Origin of the sequence: Streptomyces rimosus subsp. rimosus (assembly GCF_000720725.1) — a bacterium.
GTDB lineage: Bacteria > Actinomycetota > Actinomycetes > Streptomycetales > Streptomycetaceae > Streptomyces > Streptomyces rimosus_A.
In genome coordinates this window covers 125,134-144,698 of the sequence record NZ_JOCQ01000006.1, presented here as the reverse complement: position 1 = coordinate 144,698, position 19,565 = coordinate 125,134, and the positions used below count along the sequence as shown (strand labels likewise).

17 protein-coding genes are annotated in these 19,565 nt (G+C 73.5%); 11 read left to right on the top strand and 6 right to left on the bottom strand.

Translation table 11 applies throughout. The annotated features are described in order from the left end of the window. Window positions 1–22: 22 nt before the first annotated feature. Entirely contained in the window at window positions 23–1,633 is a 1,611-nt protein-coding gene (locus IH45_RS0105075) for a DUF4331 domain-containing protein (protein WP_030661960.1), read from the bottom strand. 217 nt (window positions 1,634–1,850) lie between these two features. Between IH45_RS0105075 and sigK the strand changes: the two genes are divergently transcribed. The 3 genes from sigK (at window position 1,851) to IH45_RS0105060 (ending at window position 3,665) form a co-directional block, all read left to right on the top strand. Further along, window positions 1,851–2,417, top strand: coding sequence for an ECF RNA polymerase sigma factor SigK (gene sigK / locus IH45_RS0105070; protein ID WP_030661958.1), 567 nt, complete (start codon window positions 1,851–1,853; stop codon window positions 2,415–2,417). Further along, window positions 2,414–3,256: an anti-sigma factor gene (locus tag IH45_RS0105065; RefSeq protein WP_050514543.1), complete on the top strand. Its 843-nt coding sequence runs from the start codon at window positions 2,414–2,416 to the stop codon at window positions 3,254–3,256. Before sigK ends, IH45_RS0105065 begins: the two co-directional genes overlap by 4 nt. A 145-nt stretch (window positions 3,257–3,401) precedes the next feature. Then, a complete protein-coding gene (locus tag IH45_RS0105060; protein ID WP_030661953.1) occupies window positions 3,402–3,665 on the top strand; it encodes a hypothetical protein in 264 nt (87 codons plus the stop codon). A 24-nt stretch (window positions 3,666–3,689) separates the two neighbouring features. On the opposite strand, the gene IH45_RS0105055 is transcribed toward IH45_RS0105060, so the two are convergent. Both IH45_RS0105055 and IH45_RS0105050 read right to left on the bottom strand, forming a co-directional pair. Then, a complete protein-coding gene (locus IH45_RS0105055) occupies window positions 3,690–4,892 on the bottom strand; it encodes a CaiB/BaiF CoA transferase family protein (RefSeq protein WP_030661950.1) in 1,203 nt (400 codons plus the stop codon). A 73-nt stretch (window positions 4,893–4,965) separates the two neighbouring features. Then, on the bottom strand, window positions 4,966–6,234 hold the full coding sequence (locus tag IH45_RS0105050; RefSeq protein WP_050514554.1) for a type ISP restriction/modification enzyme: 1,269 nt from the start codon (window positions 6,232–6,234) through the stop codon (window positions 4,966–4,968). A gap of 174 nt (window positions 6,235–6,408) precedes the next feature. Here IH45_RS0105050 and IH45_RS0105045 point away from each other — a divergent pair, with 174 nt between their 5' ends. Both IH45_RS0105045 and IH45_RS0105040 read left to right on the top strand, forming a co-directional pair. Then, the gene (locus IH45_RS0105045) at window positions 6,409–7,770 is read left to right on the top strand and encodes an MFS transporter (protein ID WP_030661944.1); all 1,362 of its coding nucleotides are present in this window, start codon (window positions 6,409–6,411) and stop codon (window positions 7,768–7,770) included. An 82-nt stretch (window positions 7,771–7,852) separates the two neighbouring features. Beyond that, window positions 7,853–8,728, top strand: coding sequence for a poly-gamma-glutamate hydrolase family protein (locus tag IH45_RS0105040; RefSeq protein WP_030661941.1), 876 nt, complete (start codon window positions 7,853–7,855; stop codon window positions 8,726–8,728). A 33-nt stretch (window positions 8,729–8,761) separates the two neighbouring features. Here IH45_RS0105040 and IH45_RS0105035 read toward each other — a convergent pair whose 3' ends face one another. Together IH45_RS0105035 and hmgA are read right to left on the bottom strand one after the other, a co-directional pair. Then, on the bottom strand, window positions 8,762–9,511 hold the full coding sequence (locus IH45_RS0105035) for a GntR family transcriptional regulator (RefSeq protein ID WP_030661938.1): 750 nt from the start codon (window positions 9,509–9,511) through the stop codon (window positions 8,762–8,764). Between the two features lie 68 nt (window positions 9,512–9,579). Further along, window positions 9,580–10,905 (bottom strand): homogentisate 1,2-dioxygenase, encoded by a 1,326-nt coding sequence (gene hmgA, locus IH45_RS0105030; protein WP_030661935.1) that lies wholly within the window; start codon window positions 10,903–10,905, stop codon window positions 9,580–9,582. Between the two features lie 259 nt (window positions 10,906–11,164). Between hmgA and IH45_RS0105025 the strand changes: the two genes are divergently transcribed. The 6 genes from IH45_RS0105025 (at window position 11,165) to IH45_RS0105000 (ending at window position 18,589) form a co-directional block, all read left to right on the top strand. Continuing rightward, window positions 11,165–12,631: a CitMHS family transporter gene (locus IH45_RS0105025; protein ID WP_030661932.1), complete on the top strand. Its 1,467-nt coding sequence runs from the start codon at window positions 11,165–11,167 to the stop codon at window positions 12,629–12,631. A 3-nt stretch (window positions 12,632–12,634) separates the two neighbouring features. Then, window positions 12,635–13,963 (top strand): MFS transporter, encoded by a 1,329-nt coding sequence (locus IH45_RS0105020; protein WP_030661929.1) that lies wholly within the window; start codon window positions 12,635–12,637, stop codon window positions 13,961–13,963. 31 nt (window positions 13,964–13,994) lie between these two features. Then, window positions 13,995–14,765: a class I SAM-dependent methyltransferase gene (locus IH45_RS0105015; RefSeq protein ID WP_030661926.1), complete on the top strand. Its 771-nt coding sequence runs from the start codon at window positions 13,995–13,997 to the stop codon at window positions 14,763–14,765. 149 nt (window positions 14,766–14,914) lie between these two features. Next, window positions 14,915–15,838, top strand: a complete 924-nt coding sequence (locus IH45_RS0105010) for an NAD(P)-dependent oxidoreductase (RefSeq protein WP_030661923.1) — start codon at window positions 14,915–14,917, stop codon at window positions 15,836–15,838. A 151-nt stretch (window positions 15,839–15,989) separates the two neighbouring features. Continuing rightward, window positions 15,990–17,408 (top strand): aldehyde dehydrogenase family protein, encoded by a 1,419-nt coding sequence (locus IH45_RS0105005; protein ID WP_030661920.1) that lies wholly within the window; start codon window positions 15,990–15,992, stop codon window positions 17,406–17,408. Between the two features lie 98 nt (window positions 17,409–17,506). After that, a complete protein-coding gene (locus IH45_RS0105000; protein WP_030661917.1) occupies window positions 17,507–18,589 on the top strand; it encodes a Zn-dependent alcohol dehydrogenase in 1,083 nt (360 codons plus the stop codon). A gap of 395 nt (window positions 18,590–18,984) precedes the next feature. Here IH45_RS0105000 and IH45_RS0104990 read toward each other — a convergent pair whose 3' ends face one another. Continuing rightward, a complete protein-coding gene (locus IH45_RS0104990; RefSeq protein WP_030661912.1) occupies window positions 18,985–19,542 on the bottom strand; it encodes an RICIN domain-containing protein in 558 nt (185 codons plus the stop codon). Window positions 19,543–19,565: the final 23 nt, after the last annotated feature.

The following is a 19,565-nucleotide window of genomic DNA, read 5'->3' as shown; positions in this document are numbered from 1 at the left end:
CTCCTGGGCAGTCGGGGAAACATCAACGGCCGGCCCTGGAGCGGCGGTTGGAGCGCAGCCAGAGCAGCCCGGTGCCGACCAGCACCAGCCCGACGGCGCCCGCCGAGGCGGAGGCGATCAGCAGGGTGTCGCTGCCGTCACCGGTCGTGCCGTCCTGCGGGCGCAGCCCGGTCCGCAGCCCGGCCGACCGGTTCACCGCGCCCTGGTCGCTGCCGCCCGTGCTGCCGCTCTTGTCCGTACTGCCGCCGCCCTTCTTGGCCACCGGGCCCTGGGAGCCCGAGGCGGGCAGCGCCAGGTACGGGAAGGTCTTGCCGAACGGCTGGTCGTTGGCGTCGACCGCGTCGCCCAGGTCGTTCTTCTGGCCGACCAGCTCGCCCTCCACCACCTGGAGGGAGATGTCCACGACGTCGTCGGCGAGCCGCCTGCCGTTCGGGTAGCCCGCGTTGTCGCCGTCCAGGACGCCCAGGCGCTTGGGCTGCGCGGTGGGCGGGACGGCGGTGTTCAGCCGCAGCGCTTCGGCGGGGCGTACGTTCGGCGGCTGGTTGAGCTTGGCCACGCCGGTCAGGAACACCGCGATCAGATCCTTGCGGGGCAGCGCCGGCGCCTTGATCCCGTAGATCTTCTCGATCAGCCGGGCCAGCTCGGGGTCGGTGACGTACTTGAGGAACTGCGCGTCGTTCCACGGCGCGGACGCGTTGAAGCGGTCCTTGTCCTTGACCGGGACGACCAGCTCGTTGACGAGCGGGTTGCCCAGCCGCGAGACCTGCGACCAGCCGCCGGAGGCGTTCTTGCGCTGGGTGGTGGACCAGACGCCGATCACCGGCTGCTTGTCCGACTGCCGCAGCTCCTTCGTCGGCACCTGGAGGGCCACCGACTGCACGTTGTAGCCCTTGAGCGTGTCCCGGCCGACCTCCGAGAGGTCGCCGCCGTACAGCAGGTCGAAGGCGCGCAGGTCCAGGAAGAACGGGTCGTCCGCCTGGCCCGCGAAGGTCGAGCCGCCGCCCGCGACCGGCCGGACCGCCTGGTCGCGCAGCTTCTGGTAGTCGGGCATCGACGCCTTGCCGACGTTCGAGGGCGCGGCGGTCAGGTTGTCGGCGATCTTCGTGGTGGAGACCACCTTCTGGTCCTTCAGCCGCAGCAGGTCGATGTCGTACGTCTGGTAGTAGTTCAGGTCCTTGTCGTCGAGGGACGTGACCTGGCCGGTGTTGTAGAGGAACGTGTCACCGCTGCGGTAGTTGTCCTTGAACGTCCACCGGTAGACCAGATCGCCCTGGCCGTCCCCGTCGCTGTCCACGTGCACGTCGTACTGGGCGTCCGTGGCGAACTTGTAGAAGTTCGGGCCGCCCGCGGGCTCCGCGAAGGGCCACCAGTTCACCGTCAGCGTCGTGGTGTCCGGCTTGTCGGGGCTCTGGAAGGCGTACACGTCCGTGGTGTCGTACTCCGGCTGCCCGGAGATCTGCGGCGCCTCCCGGTGGCTGGAGGCCTGCGCCGGGCGGGCCGCGAGCGGGCCCGCGGCCACACCGGCGACGCCCGCGGCGGCCAGCGAGCCGCACGCCAGCACGGCGACGGTCCGGTGGCTGCGCCTGCCCTTCCTGGTCCTGTGGTTCTCGGTGGCTTCGGTGCTGGCGGTCATCGCGTCGGTCCTTCTCGGGCGTGCCGGGCGGTGCCGGCCGGGTCGGCGGTGCGGGGGCCGCACCGTGCTGTGGCGGCTATTCGTGGCGCCGCCGCGTACGGATGGGTCCCGCGTCCGCGGAAACCGGGCGCCGCCCGGACCGGTCCGCCGCGCGTCTCGCCCCGAACCCCCTACGGCGGGACAATGACCGGTCGTCACGGGAACGGGGTGAGGGCGCGTGGAGTCCGAAACGGCCGCCGGGCGCGGCGCCGAGGTGCTGCTGCCGCTGGTCGCGCGCGGCGACCACGGCGCCTTCGAGGAGCTGTACGACCTGGTGTCGGCGCCGGTCTTCGGCATGGCCCGGCGGGTGCTGCGGGACAGCGCGCAGGCCGAGGAGGTGACGCAGGAGGTGCTGCTGGAGGTCTGGCGGCGGGCCCACCGGTACGATCCCGGGCGCGGCAGCGGCCTGTCGTGGATCCTCACCCTCGCCCACCGGCGGGCGGTCGACCGGGTGCGTTCGGCGCGGGCCGCGAGCGAGCGCGAGGAGCGGGCCGCGCGCCGGTCCGTGGTGACCGCCTTCGACGAGGTGGCCGAGCAGGTCGAGGGGGCCTTCGAACGCGAGTGGGTGCGCCGGTGCCTGGAACGGCTCACCGCGTTGCAGCGGCAGTCGGTCACCCTCGCGTACTACGACGGCTACACCCACCGGGAAGTGGCCCGTCGGCTGGCCGTACCGCTCGGCACGGTCAAGTCCCGGCTGCGCGACGGGCTGGCCCGGCTGCGCGACTGCCTGGCGGCCGCCGGATGAGCCGCCGTCCGCCGTCCGCGGCCCTTCGTGACGCGCTGCGCGCCGGCCGGCGGGGCGCCCACACCCTGGCCGCCCCCTACGCCCTCGACGCCCTCGGCCCGCGCGAACGCCGCCGCTTCGAACGGCACTTGCGCCACTGCCCGGACTGTGCGGCCCACCTGCGGGTCCTCTCCGAGGACGCCACCTGGCTGGCCCGCGCCGCGGCCCGCCCCGCCCCGGAAGAGCTGCGGTCCCGGATCCTGACCGCCGCGCTGGCCACCCCGCAGGAGGCCGCGGTCCCGCGGCCCGCCGAGCCGGTGCCCGTGTCCGAGGGCCCGCGTCCCGCCCGCGCGCGGGCCCCGCGGCTGCCCGCCCGGTACGGCGCCCGCCTCGCCGGGTCGGTCGCCGCGCTGAGCCTGCTCGTCAGCGCCCTGCTCGCCTTCCAGCTGATCCGTACGGACAGTGAACTGGACCGGCAGCGCGCCGTGACGCAGTCCGTGAACGCGGTGCTGGCCGCGCCGGACGCGCTGGCCGTCTCCGGCCGCCCGATCGGCGGGCGCTCGCTGAGCGCGGTCGAATCCGCCGAAATGGACCAGGCCGTGGTGAACGCGGCCGGATTGCCGCCGCCGCCCGCCGGGCACGCGTACCAGTTGTGGCGCATGCACGACGGGCTCCGCACGGCCCGCTCGGCCGGTGTGCTGTCGTACGACCCGCGGACCCGCACCGCGGGCCCCGAAGTAGTACGTGATCTTCGGCACGGCGGCGCCGGGCCCGCGGACCGGCTCGCGGTCACCCTGGAGCCGTCCGGCGGCTCCGCCAGGCCCACGACCTCGGTACTCATCCAACTCGCCCTCGGCTGACAGTGATCCACCAGTGATCCGTCAGGCGCCGTCAACGTCGGTGCGCGGGAGGTGAATCCTGGTGAGGGGGCCGCGCGCGTGCCACGGGAGAGAGATAGGGTTACCCTGCCCGGGGCCGGGTGCCCTCGTACGGGTGGGGAGTGTCATGGAACAGATAACAATGCGCAGCAGGCCACGAGTGCCTGCGATCAGTTGCGGAAGCGGCGCGTCCAGCGCGCGGCTCGACCGTCATCTCGCGGTGCTGGGCGGACCCGCCGTCCCGCAGCGTGAGACGGAGGGTGCCACGTCGTTGATGCAGGAGCTCACCGCTCGTGACCACGTGCGCACGAGGACGAGCCGCGGCGCCAGGGTGTCGCTGTTCGCGCCGCTGCGCAGGCTGCGCCGGTCGCTGTTCGGCGGTCACAGCTGAGCCACGGCCATCGGTCCCGGCCCCTCAGGCGACCACACCGTCCCGGCGCAGCGCTGCGATCCGCTCGCTCGTCAGACCCAGAGCGCTCAGCAGCGCGTCGGTGTGCTCGCCCAGGGCCGGGACATTCCCCAGCACGGGTCCGGTGCTCCCGGGCAGGGTGATCGGCGGCAGCAGCGCGCGCAGCGGCCCCACCGGTGACCCCACCTCCCGCCAGCGCCCGCGCGCCGCGAACTGCGGATGCCCGGCCAGCTCCGCCACCCCGTTCAGCCGCGCACAGGCGATCCCCGCCCCCTCCAGCCGCCGTACGGCCTCCTCGGCCGGCATCCCGGCCAGCGCCTCACCCACCACCCGGTCCGTCTTGTCCCGGTTGCGACTGCGCGCCACATTCGTCGCGAACGCCGGATCGTCGGCCAGTTCCGGCCGCTCCAGCACCTGCCGCGCCAGCCGCCCCCACTCCCGGTCGTTCTGCACGGACAGCAGCACCGGCTGCCCGTCCGCCGTCGGATAGGCGTTGTACGGCGCGATGACGGCGTGCGCGACGCCCGTGCGCGCGGGTGGCGTGCCCCCGTACATCCCGAAGTAGAGCGGGTGTCCCAGCCACTCGGCCAGCGCGTCCAGCATGGCGACCTCCACCGGGCCGCCGCGGCCGGTCGTGCCGCGGCGCAGCAGCGCGGCCAGCACCCCGGAGAAGGCGTACATCGCCGCCGCGATGTCCGCCGCCGGTATCCCGGCCTTCGCCGGTTCCTCCGGCGTCCCGGTCAGCGAGACCAGCCCGGCCTCGCACTGGACGAGCATGTCGTAGGCCCGCTTGTGCGCGTACGGGCCGTCCGGGCCGTACCCGGAGATGTCCACGGCGACCAGGCGCGGGTGGCGGGCGCACAGCGACGCCGCGTCCAGCCCGAGCCGCGCCGCCGCGCCCTGCGCGAGGTTCTGCACGAACACGTCCGCTTCGTCGAGCAGTTGTTCCAGCAGCTCGCGCCCGCGCGGGTCCTTGAGGTCCAGCGCCAGGGACTCCTTACCGCGGTTGGCCCATACGAAGTGCGAGGCCAGACCGCGTACCGAGGTGTCGTAGGCACGGGCGAAGTCGCCGCCGTCCGGCCGCTCGACCTTGATCACCCGGGCGCCGAGGTCGGCGAGCTGCCGGGTGGCGAACGGCGCGGCCACGGCCTGCTCGACGCCGACGACGGTGATGCCCTCCAGGGGCGGCGGCTGCGGAGTACGGTCCATGGTCGGAGCACCTACCCGCCGCCGCCCGCCGGGCAACGCGCGCAGCCGTACGGCCGCGTCACAGCGGGGCGGGTCACAGCAGGGCGAACTGCCCCTCCGGGCCCTCCTCGTGGTGATCCAGGACGGAGGCCGGGCGGCGGGCCGCGGCGGACGGCGGCAGCACACCCGCCGCGCGCAGCTCGGACGCCTCGACGCGCGGCCCGTCCGCCGTGCGCCGGTGCAACGCCTCCTGCGCCGGACGCACTTCTCCCAGCAGCGACAGCACCGTGATCAGTTCCAGCAGTTCGGTGGTCCACTCCTGGGGCCAGACAGCGGGCCGCACCGCCTCCAGGCCCTCCGCGTCGCCCGTCGGCGCGGTCCGGCGCTCGAACCACGCCTCCAGTACGCGCACACCACCCGCCTCGAACTCCCAGGCCGCCGCAGGCACGGGGGAGACCCGCGCGGGGCCGAGGAGCAGGACCTCCTCGTCCGGCAGGTAGGAAAGGGCGTCCGGCAGCCCGCGGGCGGGAAGCGGGGCGCGTACGTAGGGGCGCCGGCCGCCGGGCATCCGGGGGCGGTCGCCTGCGCGCGCCCCGTACGCCGTCCCGTCACCCCGCGCGCCCCTCGTCTGGAGCCACAGCAGCCGCTCGCCCAGCGCGACGCCGTCCTCCCACACCCCGGCGTCGGCGGTCAGCGGCACGGCCGCGCCGGACGGGGTGGGGCGGGCGCTCGCCACCGTCCAGGCGAGCACCTCCGCTGCGCCGACCGGCCGGTCCAGGCGGCGGGCGAGCAGCTCCGTCAGGCCGGCCACGAGGTTGGGCTCGCTGCCGCCGGGCCGCCGGTAGAGCGGTCGGATACGGCCGGGCCGCCCGGCGGGCGACCTGCCGTCCGGCAGCAGCGCGGAGGCCACCAGCGCCGGGCCCTCCGTCTGCGGCACATGCCCCAGCTCCACCACGAACACCTGCCGCCCGTCCGCCACCCGCCACAGCTCGGGACGGGCGCCGTCGATCAGCCGGTGGTCGGGCAGCAGCCACTGCTGGTCGTACGGGCCGTGCAGCACCCGCACCGGATCGGGGCACGGGCCGCCGCCGTGCGCGAGCCGGCCGGTGGGCGTGGCCTGGCCGGGCAGCTGGGGTACGGCGGTGCGCAGCGTACGGGCGCGGCTGGGCCGGAACAGCCGCTCGCGCGCCGCGTCGTCACCCGCCTCGTGCAGCGCCGCCCAGCGGGCCCGCAGGGAGGCGGCGTCCGGGGCCATGACCCAGCCACGGCCGAGCCGCAGCGGCGCGACCGACCAGGGCATCAGGTCGTCGAGCCGGGGCGCCGCCGCGAGCCTGCCGCCGCCGCTCCCCGCGGCCTGTGTCACCGTCACGCGGTCGTCCTCCCTGGACCTTCGGTGCGCTCGGTTGCCTGGAGGCATCGTAACGGCGGCCGCCGGAGGCGGTCTTTTGCGCGTGATCATCCCCGGGTACGGTCCTGGCCGTACGGCCGTGCCGTCACCGCACGCCCATGCCGCCGCCGTCCGCCGGGAGGAAGCGCCATGACCGCAACGCAGCTCGCCGGGGCGCGGGCGGGGGCCCGGCTGGACCGGCTGCCGCCGTCGCGCTGGCACCGCCGGCTGACCCTGACCGTCGGCGTCGGCGCCTTCTTCGACCTCTACGAGATCTTCCTCGGCGGGGTGCTGGCCGCGGTGCTGGCCGAGCGGTGGCACCTGGACCACACCGCCAAGTCATGGGTGATCGCCGCCGGGTTCCTCGGCATGTTCGTGGGTGCCAACGTGCTGTCCGTGCTCGCGGACCGGTTCGGGCGGCGCCGGATGTTCCTGGTCAATCTGGGCGCGTACTCGCTGTGTTCGCTGCTGTGCGCCTTCGCCCCGAACGCCGGGTGGCTGATCGCGCTGCGCTTCCTGGCCGGGCTCGGCCTCGGTGCCGAACTGGTCCTGGTGGACACCTACCTCGCCGAGTTCCTGCCGCGCGCGGTCCGCGGCCGGTACATCGCCTGGGCCTACACCTTCGGCTTCCTCGGCGTGCCGGTGGCCGCCTTCGTCGGCGCCCGTCTGGTGGCCACCCGCGAGCTGTTCGGTGTCGAGGGCTGGCGCTGGCTGCTGGTGGCGGGCGCGCTGGGCGCGGCGTTCATCCAGCTCATGCGTGCCCGGCTGCCCGAGTCGCCGCGCTGGCTGACCGTACACGGCCGGGAGGAGGAGGCGGCGCGGATCGTCACGGACATCGAGGAGCGCGTCGCGCGGGAGACCGGCGGGACGCTGCCGTCGGTCGCGGTGGCGGCGGAGGTGCCGCAGCGCCGCGTCCCGCTGGGCGAGATGTTCCGCGGCGACCACCGGCGCCGCACGGTCATGTGGTGGATCTTCCAGGTCCTGCAGACTGTCGGCTACTACGGGTTCGGGTCGCTGGCGCCGGTCGTGCTGACCGCCAAGGGCCACACCGTCACCGCGTCGCTGAGCTACGCGGCCCTCAGCTTCTGCGGCTATCCGCTCGGCTCGGCGCTGTCCGTACCGCTCATCGACCGGATCGAGCGCAAGACGCTGATCATCGCTGCCGCGCTGGGCATGGCGGCGTGCGGCCTGGCGTTCGGCTTCGCCGGCGCGGGCTGGCTGATCGTGGGCGCCGGCTTCGCGCTGACCGTGTGCAGCAACGTCTTCTCCAACGCCTTCCACGTCTACCAGACCGAGATCTTCCCGACCGGCCTGCGCAGCAGCGCCATCGGGATCGCCTACTCGCTGTCCCGGCTCACCTCGGTGGTCCTGCCGTTCGTCGCGCTGACCGTGCTGGAGGGGCTGGGGCCCGGGGCGGTCTTCACCGGTTCGGCCGCGCTGATGCTGCTGCTGTGCCTGGACGTGGCGCTGCTGGGGCCGCGCAGTACGGGGCGCAGCCTGGAGCGGATCTGAGGCGATCTGCCTGGTGACCGGCGCCAGATGGCTGATGGCTGGTGGCTGGTGGCTGATGGTGAAGTAGGCAAAGATGTGCGACATGTCACCTGTTATCAATCGCCGTACCGTCCTCACCGCAGCGCTCGGCGCGGCGGCCCTCAGCAGCGCCCCTCTCCTGACGGGCATGGGGGCCGGCACGGCCCACGCCACGTCCGAGGGCGACCTCTACAACTCCAACACTCACCTGTACAAGGCCCTTTCCGGACAGGAGGGCATCCAGTTCGCGCGCCGGTACAAACGGCATGAGATGGCCGACACCGCGCAGGGCGAGAGATTCCCGTACCACCGCACGACGGTCATGGCCCTGCACGGCGGCGGCATCGAGAAGGGCACCTCCGAGCTGTGCCTGGGCATCGCGGGCTACCACCCCAAGACTCTGGACGCCCTCTTCCCCGGCGAGCCGGTGTACGACTACTGGATGTTCGAGGGACTGCGGCTGCCCGGCACGGGGCTGGGATCCAACCGTGAACTGCACGTCACCGCGAAGCACTGCGACGACCATGTCGCGCTCTCCATGGCGGCCTCCAGCCTCAACGTCCTGAGCCTGCACGGCTGCAAGGCCGAACAGGCGGGCGTGCGCAGCGGCCAGGACCCCAAGGTGGTCGTGGTCGGCGGCCGGAACGCCGCCTTCAAGAAGCTGCTGCACCAGGAGCTGGGCGCCGCGGGGTTCAAGACGGTGGACGGCGACGACTTCCCGGACCTGGCCGGAGTCGACCCCGACAACCCCTGCAACCGCACCATGCTCGCCAAAGGCGGCCAGTTGGAACTGAGCACCGAACTGCGCGAGTCCTTCTTCGGCACGGACACGCTGGCCGGACGTGCCGGCAGCACCAACGGCGCGTTCAAGAAGTTCGCCGGCGCCTGCCGCAAGGCGATCGCCCGTCTGGAAGCCGGGTCCGACCAGGTCATTCTCTGAGCGGTCGTCCCCGAGGGCGGATGACCGCCCGGCTCAGTGCGCGTCCAGCGTCACCGTGAAGGAGAAACGGTCCCCCCGATAGTGGATGCGGGCCACGTCCACCACCCGCCCGTCCTGGTCGTAGGTGATGCCCGTGTAGTGCAGGATCGGGCTGAGCAGCGGCACCTGGAGCAGGCGGGCGGTCTCCGGGTCCGCCAGCCGCGCCTCGACCGTGTCGGTGATGCGGCTGATGGCGACGCCCACCGCGTCCCGCAGCACCTTCGTCATCGGCCAGCGCGCCAGGTCCGCGAGGTCGACGCGGGCGGCGACGTCCGGGTGCAGGAAGTTGACCGCGTGGTTCGTCGGCTCGCCGGTCTTCTCGTCGCTGCGCAGCCTGCGGTACGTGGCGACCTCCACCAGGTCGGGGAAGTACTCCGCCAGCTCGGCCGGCACGGCGGCCGTCCCGTGGCCCAGCAGTTCGGTGCTCATGCCGGACTGCTGGGCCACGATCGCGTCCACCGAGCCGAGCAGCCGCACCGGCGACCCGCGCCGCGCGCTCGGCTCGATGAACGTCCCGCGCCTGCGGTGCCGCGTGATCAGCCCCTCCGTCTCCAGCTCCTTGAGCGCCTGGCGCATGGTCAGCACGCTCACGCCGTAGTGGGCGGCGAGCGCGTCCTCGGTCGGCAGGCGCAGCGGGGCGCCGGGGGAGCGGCCGAGTATGGACGCGCGCAGCGACTGCGAGACCTGGTACCACAGCGGCAGCTTGCGGTTCAGGTCCAGCGAGTCGGGGGCGAAGGTGGTCAACGTCGACTCCGTATCAGCGGCCGGGCGGTTCCCGGTCAGGGCCTGTGTCCGGCGTCATACACGGGCCCTCAGGGACGGAAGTGGCGCTCAAGACCTTGCCACACCCGGTCGTAGCCGCTCTGCAGGTGGTCGGCGCCCGCGGCCTGACCGGTGAGGGTGACCGGCCAGCGGGTCTCGAACATGAACGCCAGCCCGTCGTCGATCTTCTGCGGCTTCAGCTCGGCGGCGCTCGCCCGGTCGAAGGTCTCCCGGTCCGGGCCGTGCGCGGACATCATGTTGTGCAGCGAGCCGCCGCCCGGTACGAAGCCCTCCGCCTTGGCGTCGTAGGCGCCCTCGACCAGGCCCATGTACTCGCTCATCACGTTCCGGTGGAAGTACGGCGGCCGGAAGGTGTCCTCGCCGACCAGCCAGCGCGGCGCGAAGACCACGAAGTCCACGCCCGCCAGGCCGGGGGTGTCGGACGGCGAGGTCAGCACGGTGAAGATGGACGGGTCCGGGTGGTCGTAGCTGATCGAGCCGATGACGTTGAAGCGGCGCAGGTCGTAGACGTACGGGACGTGGTTGCCGTGCCAGGCCACGACGTCCAGCGGCGAGTGGCCGTAGGTCGCCTTCCAGAGGTTGCCGCAGAACTTGTTGACGACCTCGTAGGGCCCCTCCTCGTCCTCGTACGCGGCGGTCGGCGCGAGGAAGTCCCGCGCGTTCGCGAGGCCGTTGGCGCCGATCGGGCCGAGGTCGGGGAGCTGGAAGGGCTGCCCGTAGTTCTCGCAGACGTAGCCGCGGGCGGTGGCGTCGAGCAGTTCGACGCGGAAGCGGACGCCGCGCGGGATCAGCGCGACGTGCCCCGGCTCGGCACGCAGCAGGCCCAGCTCGGTGCGGATCAGCAGCCCGCCGTGCTCGGGCACGATCAGCAGCTCGCCGTCCGCGTCGCTGAACACCCGCCGTTCCATGGAGACGTTGGCGTGGTAGAGGTGGATGGCCATGCCGGTGCGCTGGGTGGCGTCGCCGTTGCCGCCCAGGGTCCACAGCCCGGCCAGGAAGTCGGTGGGCGCCTCGGGCGCGGGCAGCGGGTTCCAGCGCAGCCGGTTGGGGTCCGGCGCCGTCCCGGTGAAGGGCGCGCCGCTGAGCGCGCCGTTGTCCGTCCGCTCGAACGCCGGGTGCGCGGCGGACGGGCGGATGCGGTAGAGCCACGTACGGCGGTTGTGGGCGCGCGGCTCGGTGAAGGCCGAACCGCTCAGCTGCTCCGCGTACAGCCCCAGGGGCGCGCGCTGGGGGGAGTTGCGGCCCGCCGGCAGGGCTCCGGTGACCGCTTCCGAGCTGTGTTCGTTGCCGAATCCCGAGGAGTACGCGAGCCCCTCGGCCGTCTTTCTCGCCCGCTCGTTGCCCGTGCCTGTCATCGCGCGCTCCCGCCGATCGAGGAAATCCAGCAATCCTATGGAGGACCTTAGGATTGCGGCCCCGGCCCGTCAACGGAGACTCTCGGCCACGTGCGGCGGGTGCGCCGGGCGCGCGTGCCCGGGCCGGCCCGCTGTGACGGCCTCGTGTTTTGCTCGTATTGCTCGCGCGTCAAGACCTTGTTAACGAAAGTTTCGGCCACCTACCGTCACCTCGACCGCCGTCCCGGGCGGTGTTCAAAGGTGAACGTGAGGTACCCCCATGCTGACAATCCTCGGATTCGTCATGATCGCCACCTTCCTGGTGCTGATCATGATGAAGAAGATGTCGCCGATGGCAGCGCTCATCCTGATCCCGGCGCTGTTCTGCGTCCTGGTGGGCAAGGGGGCGCACCTCGGCGAGTACGTCCTCAAGGGCGTGGGCGACCTGGCGCCGACCGCCGCGATGCTCATGTTCGCCATCATCTACTTCGGCGTGATGATCGACGTAGGGCTCTTCGACCCGGTCGTCCGGGGCATCCTGCGGTTCTGCAAGGCGGACCCGGTACGGATCGTGGTCGGCACCGCGCTGCTCGCCGCGATCGTCTCCCTCGACGGCGACGGCTCCACCACCTTCATGATCACGGTGTCCGCGCTCTACCCGCTCTACCGCCGTCTGAAGATGAGCCTGGTGGTCATGACGGGCGTCGCCGCCACCGCCAACGGCGTGATGAACACCGTGCCCTGGGGCGGCCCGACCGCCCGCGCCGCCACCGCCCTCAAGCTGGACGCCGGCGACATCTTCGTCCCCATGGTCCCGGCGCTGGCCACCGGCCTGGTCGCGGTCTTCCTGCTCGCGTACGTCCTCGGGCGCCGCGAGCGCAAGCGGCTGGGGCTGCTCACGCTGGACGAGGCGGGGGCCGGAACCGCGACGGAGCGGACGGAGGAACTGGTGCTCGCCGGAGCGGGCGGGGGCTTCGGCGCCCGGGTGCGGACGACCGTGTTCCGTATGGGCAAGGGCCGCAGCGGGACGGCGGGCGGCGGCACCGGCACCGGAACCGGCGCCACCTCCGCCCCTGCCCCCACCGAGCCCGACTCCGCCGACGACTTCCAGGGCCTGGACCCGCACCGGCCGACGCTGCGCCCCAAGCTCTACTGGTTCAACGCCGCGCTCACCGTCGCGCTGCTGGTCCTGCTCGTCCTCCAGACGCTGCCCATCCCGGTGCTCTTCCTCCTGGGCGCCGCCCTCGCGCTCACCGCCAACTTCCCGCACATGGCCGACCAGAAGGCCCGGATCGCCGCGCACGCCGAGAACGTCCTGAACGTCTCCGGCATGGTCTTCGCCGCCGCCGTCTTCACCGGCGTGCTGACCGGCACCGGCATGGTCGAGCACATGGCCCGCTGGCTGGTCGACGGCATCCCGGACGGGCTCGGCCCGCACATGGGCATCGTCACCGGCGTCCTGAGCATCCCGCTCACGTACTTCATGTCCAACGACGGCTTCTACTTCGGCATCGTCCCGATCCTCGCCGAGGCGGGCGCCGCCCACGGCGTGGGCGCCCTGGAGATCGCCCGCGCCTCGCTCGTCGGCCAGGCCCTGCACATGTCCAGCCCGCTCGTCCCCGCCGTCTACGTGCTGGTCGGCATGGCGAAGGTGGAGTTCGGCGACCACACCCGGTTCACCGTGAAGTGGGCGGCGCTGACCTCCCTGGTCGTGCTCGCGGCCGGGCTGCTGTACGGGATCATCTGACCCGTGGGCACCGCGACGCCCGGCCGGGGCTGGCTGCTGCGCCTGGTCATCACCTTCGCCTGCGCCCAGTCGGCGGTGAGCATGGCCCGGCCCGCCGTCTCCTACCGGGCGCTGGCGCTGGGCGCCGACGAGCAGGCCATCGGCGTGATCACGGCGGTCTACGCGCTGCTGCCGCTGCTGGTGGCCGTACCGCTTGGCCGCCGCACCGACCACGGCCGCTGCGCACCGCTGCTCGTCGCGGGCGTCGCCCTGATCACCGGCGGCTGCGCGCTGAGCGGCGTGGCGGGCTCGCTCCCGGCGATGGCCGCCTGGAGCGGGGTGATGGGCCTGGGGCACCTGTGTTTCGTCATCGGCGCCCAGTCCATCGTCGCCCGCCGCAGCGCCCCCGACGAACGCGACCGCAATTTCGGCCACTTCACCATCGGCGCCTCGCTCGGCCAGCTCGTCGGCCCGGCCGCCGCCGGGCTGGTGGTCTCCGAACACGACGGCGCGATGGGGCCCACCAGCGCCACCGCCCTGCTGGTCGCCGGGGGCCTCGCCGCCTTCTCGTACGGGTCGCTGTGGCGGCTGGAGCACCTGGCGTCGGCGGCCCCCGGGGCCGCGCTGCCCGCCCGGGACCGTACGGCACCGGCGGACCGCACCTCCGTACGGGCCATCCTGCGCACCCGGGGCGTCGCGGCCGGCATCTTCATGAGCCTGGCGGTGCTCTCCGCGACCGACATCCTCACCGCCTACCTCCCCGTCATCGGGGAGGACCGGGGCATCGCGCCCGCCACCGTCGGGGCGCTGCTCAGCCTGCGTGCGGCGGCCACCATCGCCTGCCGGCTGGTCATGACGCCGATGATCCGCCTGCTCGGCCGCACCGCCCTGATGGCCGGCAGCTGCGCGCTGGCCGGACTGCTCTGCGCCGGGCCGGCGCTGCCCGTACCCGTCTGGGCGCTGGCCCTGATGCTCGCCGTCCTCGGCTTCTGCCTCGGCGTCGGCCAGCCGCTGTCCATGACCACGGTCGTCCAGGCCGCCCCGGAGGCCGCGCGCAGCACGGCGCTGGCGCTGCGCCTGACCGGCAACCGCCTCGGCCAGGTCGCGGCACCCGCCACGGCGGGCCTGCTGGCCGGACTGGCCGGTACTGCCGCGCCGTTCGCGATGCTGGCCGTACTGCTGCTGGCCTCGGCGGCGACGGCCGTCCGGCCGAAGCGGAAGGGAGGTGCGGCGCGGCCTTCGAAAAGGCGCGGCGACGACGCGGCGCCACCGCCCCCCGCCGAGCGCCCCCGGCCGGCGCCCGGCGGGCGTGCCCGCCCCGGACCCGACGGCGGAACCCGCGCCACCCGGTGAAAGCCGGAACCCGCCGCACTACGGTGACACCATGTCCGACCCGTCGCTCGAACGGTTCTTCAACGAACTCGCCGCGACCTACGACCTCCTGTACCCGGACTGGCCGGCCGCGGTGGCCCAGCAGGGCCGCGCCCTTGACGCGTACGTACGGGAGGCGCTCGGAGACCGGCGGCACAGCGTCCTCGACTGCGCCTGCGGCATCGGCACGCAGGCGATCGGGCTGGCGGCGGCAGGGCACGCCGTCACGGGGACCGACCTGAGCCCGGTCGCGGTGGCCCGCGCCGTCGCCGAGGCCGCAGCCCGTGGCCTGCGCCTGCCGGTGGCCGCCGCCGACATGCGCCGGCTGCCCTTCCGCGACGCCTGGTTCGACGCGGTGGTGTGCGCCGACAACTCCCTGGCCCACCTGACCACGCCCGACGACGTACGGACGGCCCTCGCCGCCATGCGGCGGGTACTACGGCCCGGCGGGCAGCTCCTGCTCGGCATGCGTGCGTACGAGGACGCCCGCCGCGAACGCCGCGAGGTGCTGCCCGCCCGCGTCACCCGCCTGCCCCACGGCGGCCGGGCGGTCACGCTGCAGCTGTGGGAGTGGCACGAGGACGGCGAGCACTACGACTTCGACCTGATCCAGCTGCTGCCGCGCGGCGGCACCTGGGAGGTACGCAGCCGGCGGACCACCTCGTGGGCGCTGACCAGAGAGCAGGTCAGCGGCTTCGTCACGGCCGCGGGGTTCGAACGCCTCGCGTGGCACGAACCGTCGGACAGCGGCTACTTCCAGCCGTTGCTGACGGCCCGGTGCTGAGCCCCGGACGCCTTTCCGGGAGCTTCCGAAGCCGACCCGAAGCCGACCCGAAGCGAACCCGAAGTGATCCGTAAGTGCTGCTCGGCAGGGTGGTGGCACCAGACGGGCCCGGCACCGGGCCGGCCCGCCGAACTGTGGGAGAGCACCCCGTGACGAACCCTTCGACCACCCCCGCCACCCCGTCCGCCGGCGCAGCGGGCAAGACCCCGGTGACCGTGCTCGGCCTCGGCGCCATGGGCCGGGCGCTGGCCGGCGCCTTCCTCAAGGCCGGGCACCCCACCACCGTATGGAACCGCTCGGAGCACAAGGCCGACGAGCTGGTCGCCCGCGGCGCCGTGCGGGCCGGGAGTGTGGCCGAGGCGGTGACCGCCAGTCCGCTGACCGTCGTCTGCGTCGTGGACTACGAGGTCAGCCGCCGCATCCTGGAGCCGGCCGGCGCCGACCTGGCCGGGCGGGTGCTGGTCAACCTCACCTCCGACACCCCGGAGCGCTCCCGGCGCGCCGCCGAATGGGCGGCCGGGCACGGCATCGACTACCTCGACGGGGCGATCATGGTGCCCACCACGGTCATCGGCACGCCCGGGGCGACGGTCCTCTACAGCGGCTCGCGGCGGGCCTTCGACACGTACGAGGAGACGCTGAAGGCGCTGGGCGGCAAGGCGCCGTTCCTCGGCGCGGACCACGGCGTCGCGGCGGTGTACGACCTGGCGATGCTCAGCTTCTTCTACTCCGGCATGGCGGGCATCGCGCACGCCTTCACGCTGGCCGGGGAGGAGGGCGTCATGGCCACGGACCTGGCCCCGTTCCTGGACGTGATCACGGAAATCCTCCCGCCGATCGCCAAGGGCATGGCCGACGACCTCGTCGGCGGGCGGCTCGACGGCGCGGGGGAGGGCAACATCGTCATGGAGGCGGCGGGCATCGCGCACATCGTCGAGGCGTCCCGGGACCGCGGTGTCAACACCGATGTGCTCGACGCGCTCAAGGCACTGATGGACCGCACGATCGCCGCCGGACACGGGGAATCGGAGTTCGTGCGGGTGACGGAGGCGATGCGGGGGGCGTACGCCTGAGAGGTTCGCGCCCTGGCCCCGGGGGAGGCCGCGGCGCGGGCGCGGGGTGGCCGAGGAGGGGGCTGGCGCCGGAAAACTACCACCGCTAGTTTGGGGTCGGCGAGTACCTTCGGGGCTCACGGGACCGCAGCCGGCGTGGGAGGGCGACGACGTGAAGCAGCACGATGCCATGTACATCGACGGAAGCTGGCGGCCCGCCGCCGGGACGGACACCATCGATGTCGTCAACCCGGCCGACGAGCGGGTCATCGCCACCGTCCCGGCGGGCACCGCCGAGGACGTGGACGCGGCGGTACGGGCCGCCCGCGCCGCCCTCCCGGCCTGGTCCCGCACCGCGCCCGCCGAACGCGCCGCCCGGCTGACCGCGCTGCGCGACCAACTCGCCGCACGCGCCGGGGAGATCGCCGGGACGATCACCGCCGAGCTGGGCGCGCCGCTCGCGTTCAGCAAGGCGGTACAGGCCGCCGTCCCGGTCAAGGTGGCCGGCTCGTACGCCGAACTGGCCGCCGCCCACCCCTTCGAGGAGAAGATCGGCACCTCCACCGTCCTGCACGAACCGGTCGGCGTGGTCGGCGCCATCACCCCCTGGAACTACCCGCTCCACCAGATCGTCGCCAAGGTCGCCCCGGCGCTGGCGGCGGGCTGCACGATCGTCCTCAAGCCCGCCGAGGACACCCCGCTGACCGCGCAGCTCTTCGCGGAGTGCGTGGCCGCGGCGGGCGTGCCGGCCGGCGTGTTCAACCTGGTCACCGGCCTCGGCCCGGTCGCGGGCCAGGCGCTGGCCGAACACCCGGACGTGGACCTGGTCTCCTTCACCGGCTCCACCGCCGTCGGCAGGAAGATCGGCGCCATCGCCGGTGCCGCCGTCAAGCGCTGCGCCCTCGAACTCGGCGGCAAGTCGGCCAATGTGGTGCTGCCCAGCGCCGACCTGGCCAAGGCGGTCGGCGTCGGCATCGCCAACGTCATGGCCAACTCCGGCCAGACGTGCAGCGCCTGGACCCGCGTGCTGGTGCCCGCCGACCGGTACGACGAAGCCGTGGAACTGGCCGCCGCGGCCATCGCCAAGTACGTACCGGGCGACCCGCTGGACGGCGCCAGCCGCCTCGGCCCGGTCGTCAACGCCACTCAGCGCGACCGCGTCCGCGGCTACATCGAGCGCGGCATCGAGGAAGGCGCCCGCGTCGTCGCGGGCGGCCCGGAGGCGCCCGAGGGCCGCGACCGGGGCTACTACGTCCGCCCGACGCTCTTCGCCGACGTCACACCGGACATGACCATCGCGCAGGAGGAGATCTTCGGCCCGGTCGTCGCGGTCCTGCCGTACGGGGACGAGGACGAGGCCGTACGGATCGCCAACGGCACGGTCTACGGCCTGGCGGGCGCGGTCTGGGCCGGCGACGAGGACGAGGCGGTCGCCTTCGCGCGGCGCCTGGACACCGGCCAGGTCGACATCAACGGCGGGCGCTTCAACCCGCTCGCGCCGTTCGGCGGCTACAAGCAGTCCGGCATCGGCCGGGAGCTGGGCCCGCACGGCCTGAGCGAATACCTCCAGACCAAGTCGCTCCAGCTCTGAGCGCCGCGCCACCGCCGAACCTGCCACCGCCAACCCGCCACTGCCGCACCCGCTACCGCCGTACCCGTACCGCCCGCAGACCAGGGAGCCACCTCCGTATGACCCGTGCCGCCGTACTGACCGCCGTGGGCGCCCCGCTGGAGGTCGCCGAGATCGAACTGCCCGGACCCGGGCCGGGGCAGGTGCGCGTCCGGCTCGCGGCGGCCGGCGTCTGTCACTCCGACCTGTCGCTGTCCGACGGGACGCTGAAGCAGCCGGTGCCCGCCGTCCTCGGGCACGAGGGGGCGGGCACCGTCACCGCCGTCGGCGCGGGCGTGGACACGCTCGCGCCGGGCGACCGGGTCGTCCTGAACTGGGCCCCGTCCTGCGGCGACTGCCACTTCTGCGGGCTGGGCGAACCCTGGCTGTGCGCCAACGCCGGGGCGGCGGCCGGCACCCCGTACGCCAAGCTGGCCGCCGACGGCACCGACCTCTACCCGGGCCTGGGCACCGCCGTCTTCGCCGAGGAGACGGTCGTACCGGCCCACGCGGCGCTGCCGCTGCCGCCCGGCGTCCCGCTCACCGACGCGGCGCTGCTGGGCTGCGCCGTGCTGACCGGGTGGGGCGCCGTGCACCACAGCGCGCGGGTACGGGCCGGGGAGTCGGTCGCGGTGTTCGGCGCGGGCGGAGTGGGCCTGGCCACCCTCCAGGCCGCGCGGATCGCGGGCGCGGGCCCGATCGTGGCCGTGGACGTGTCCCCGGCGAAGGAGGAACTGGCCCGTGCCGCCGGCGCCACCGAGTTCCTGGTCGCCGCCGACGACACCGCCAAGCGCATCCGCAGACTCACCGGCGGGCACGGCGCGGACGTGGCGATCGAATGCGTCGGCCGCGCGGAGACGATCCGTACGGCCTGGTCGTCCACCCGGCGCGGCGGCCGCACCGCGGTCGTCGGCATCGGTGGCCAGGACCAGCAGGTCACCTTCTCCGCACTGGAACTCTTCTACTTCGGCCGTACGCTCTCCGGCTGCGTCTACGGCAACAGCGACCCCGCCGCCGACCTGCCGCGCATCGCCGAACACGTACGCAGCGGCGCGCTCGACCTCTCCGGCATGGTCACCGAGCGCATCGGTCTCGACGGCATCCCCGCCGCGTTCCGGGCGATGCGGGAGGGCAAGGGGGGCCGTGCGCTGGTCGTCTTCTGAGGCGGGGGGCGCGCCGTTTCATGCTCGCCGGGAGCAAGCCGCTCAGCGCTCCCTCGCCCCATCGCCGACTACCCTCGCGTCCCCACCGGGCCGGCCACGGCCGTCGTGGCGGGCAACGCCCTCTCCTTCGTGGCCATGCTCCTCCTCACCTTCTCCGGCCTGCTTCCCCTCACCGGCCCGGGCACCGTCTTCCTGCTGATCAGTGCGGTGGTGGTGGCGGTGTAGGCGGTGGTGGAGTACGTGGGGCTGCGGCGGTATGTGAGGGCGGGGGAGCGGGTGAAGGAAGGTACGGAGAAAGGGCAGTGCCGTTTGTGCGGCACTGCCCTTCGGCGGCTATGGCCTTCGCAGGCTCACGAGGTCCCGTCCGCCGCCTTCGGACAGCGGGGACCGCGAGGTCACGCGACCGGCAGGAACTGCCAGAGCTGGGCCTCGGTCTGGTTGCAGTACCACTGCTGGGCCTTGGCTCCGTCGCCCTTCGCGGCGTCCACGATGTCCAGGCACCGCTTCTCGTTCTCGACGTGCAGGGGACGCAGCTGGTAGAGGTGCTTCACCGGGTCGACGAGGAAGAACCGCCAGCGCATGTTGGGGCTGCCGTTGCACGCCCACTGCTGGACGCGGGCTCCGACCTGCTTGCCGCTGTTCTCGACCTCAAGGCACTTGTTGCTGGCCACGGCCCGCAGCTCGAAAGCGGAGTTCTCGACGGGAACCGCACGCCACTTCTGGTCGACGGTCGCGTTGCAGGTGTACTGCCGGACCTCCGCGCCGTTGTCCTTCTTCGCGTGGTCGAGGTCCAGGCACTTGCCGCTGTGCGCCACCTTCAGCTGTACGACCGTTCCCGCGGCAGGGGCGGCGGCGCGGGGCGTGGCCTGGTCGGCGTGGGCGGTGGTCACGCCGCCGGCCAGCGTGGCGACGCTGCCGGCGACGGCCAGCGCGGCTCGGATGCTCCGGGACATCGTGGGTTTCGTCTCCTCTGATA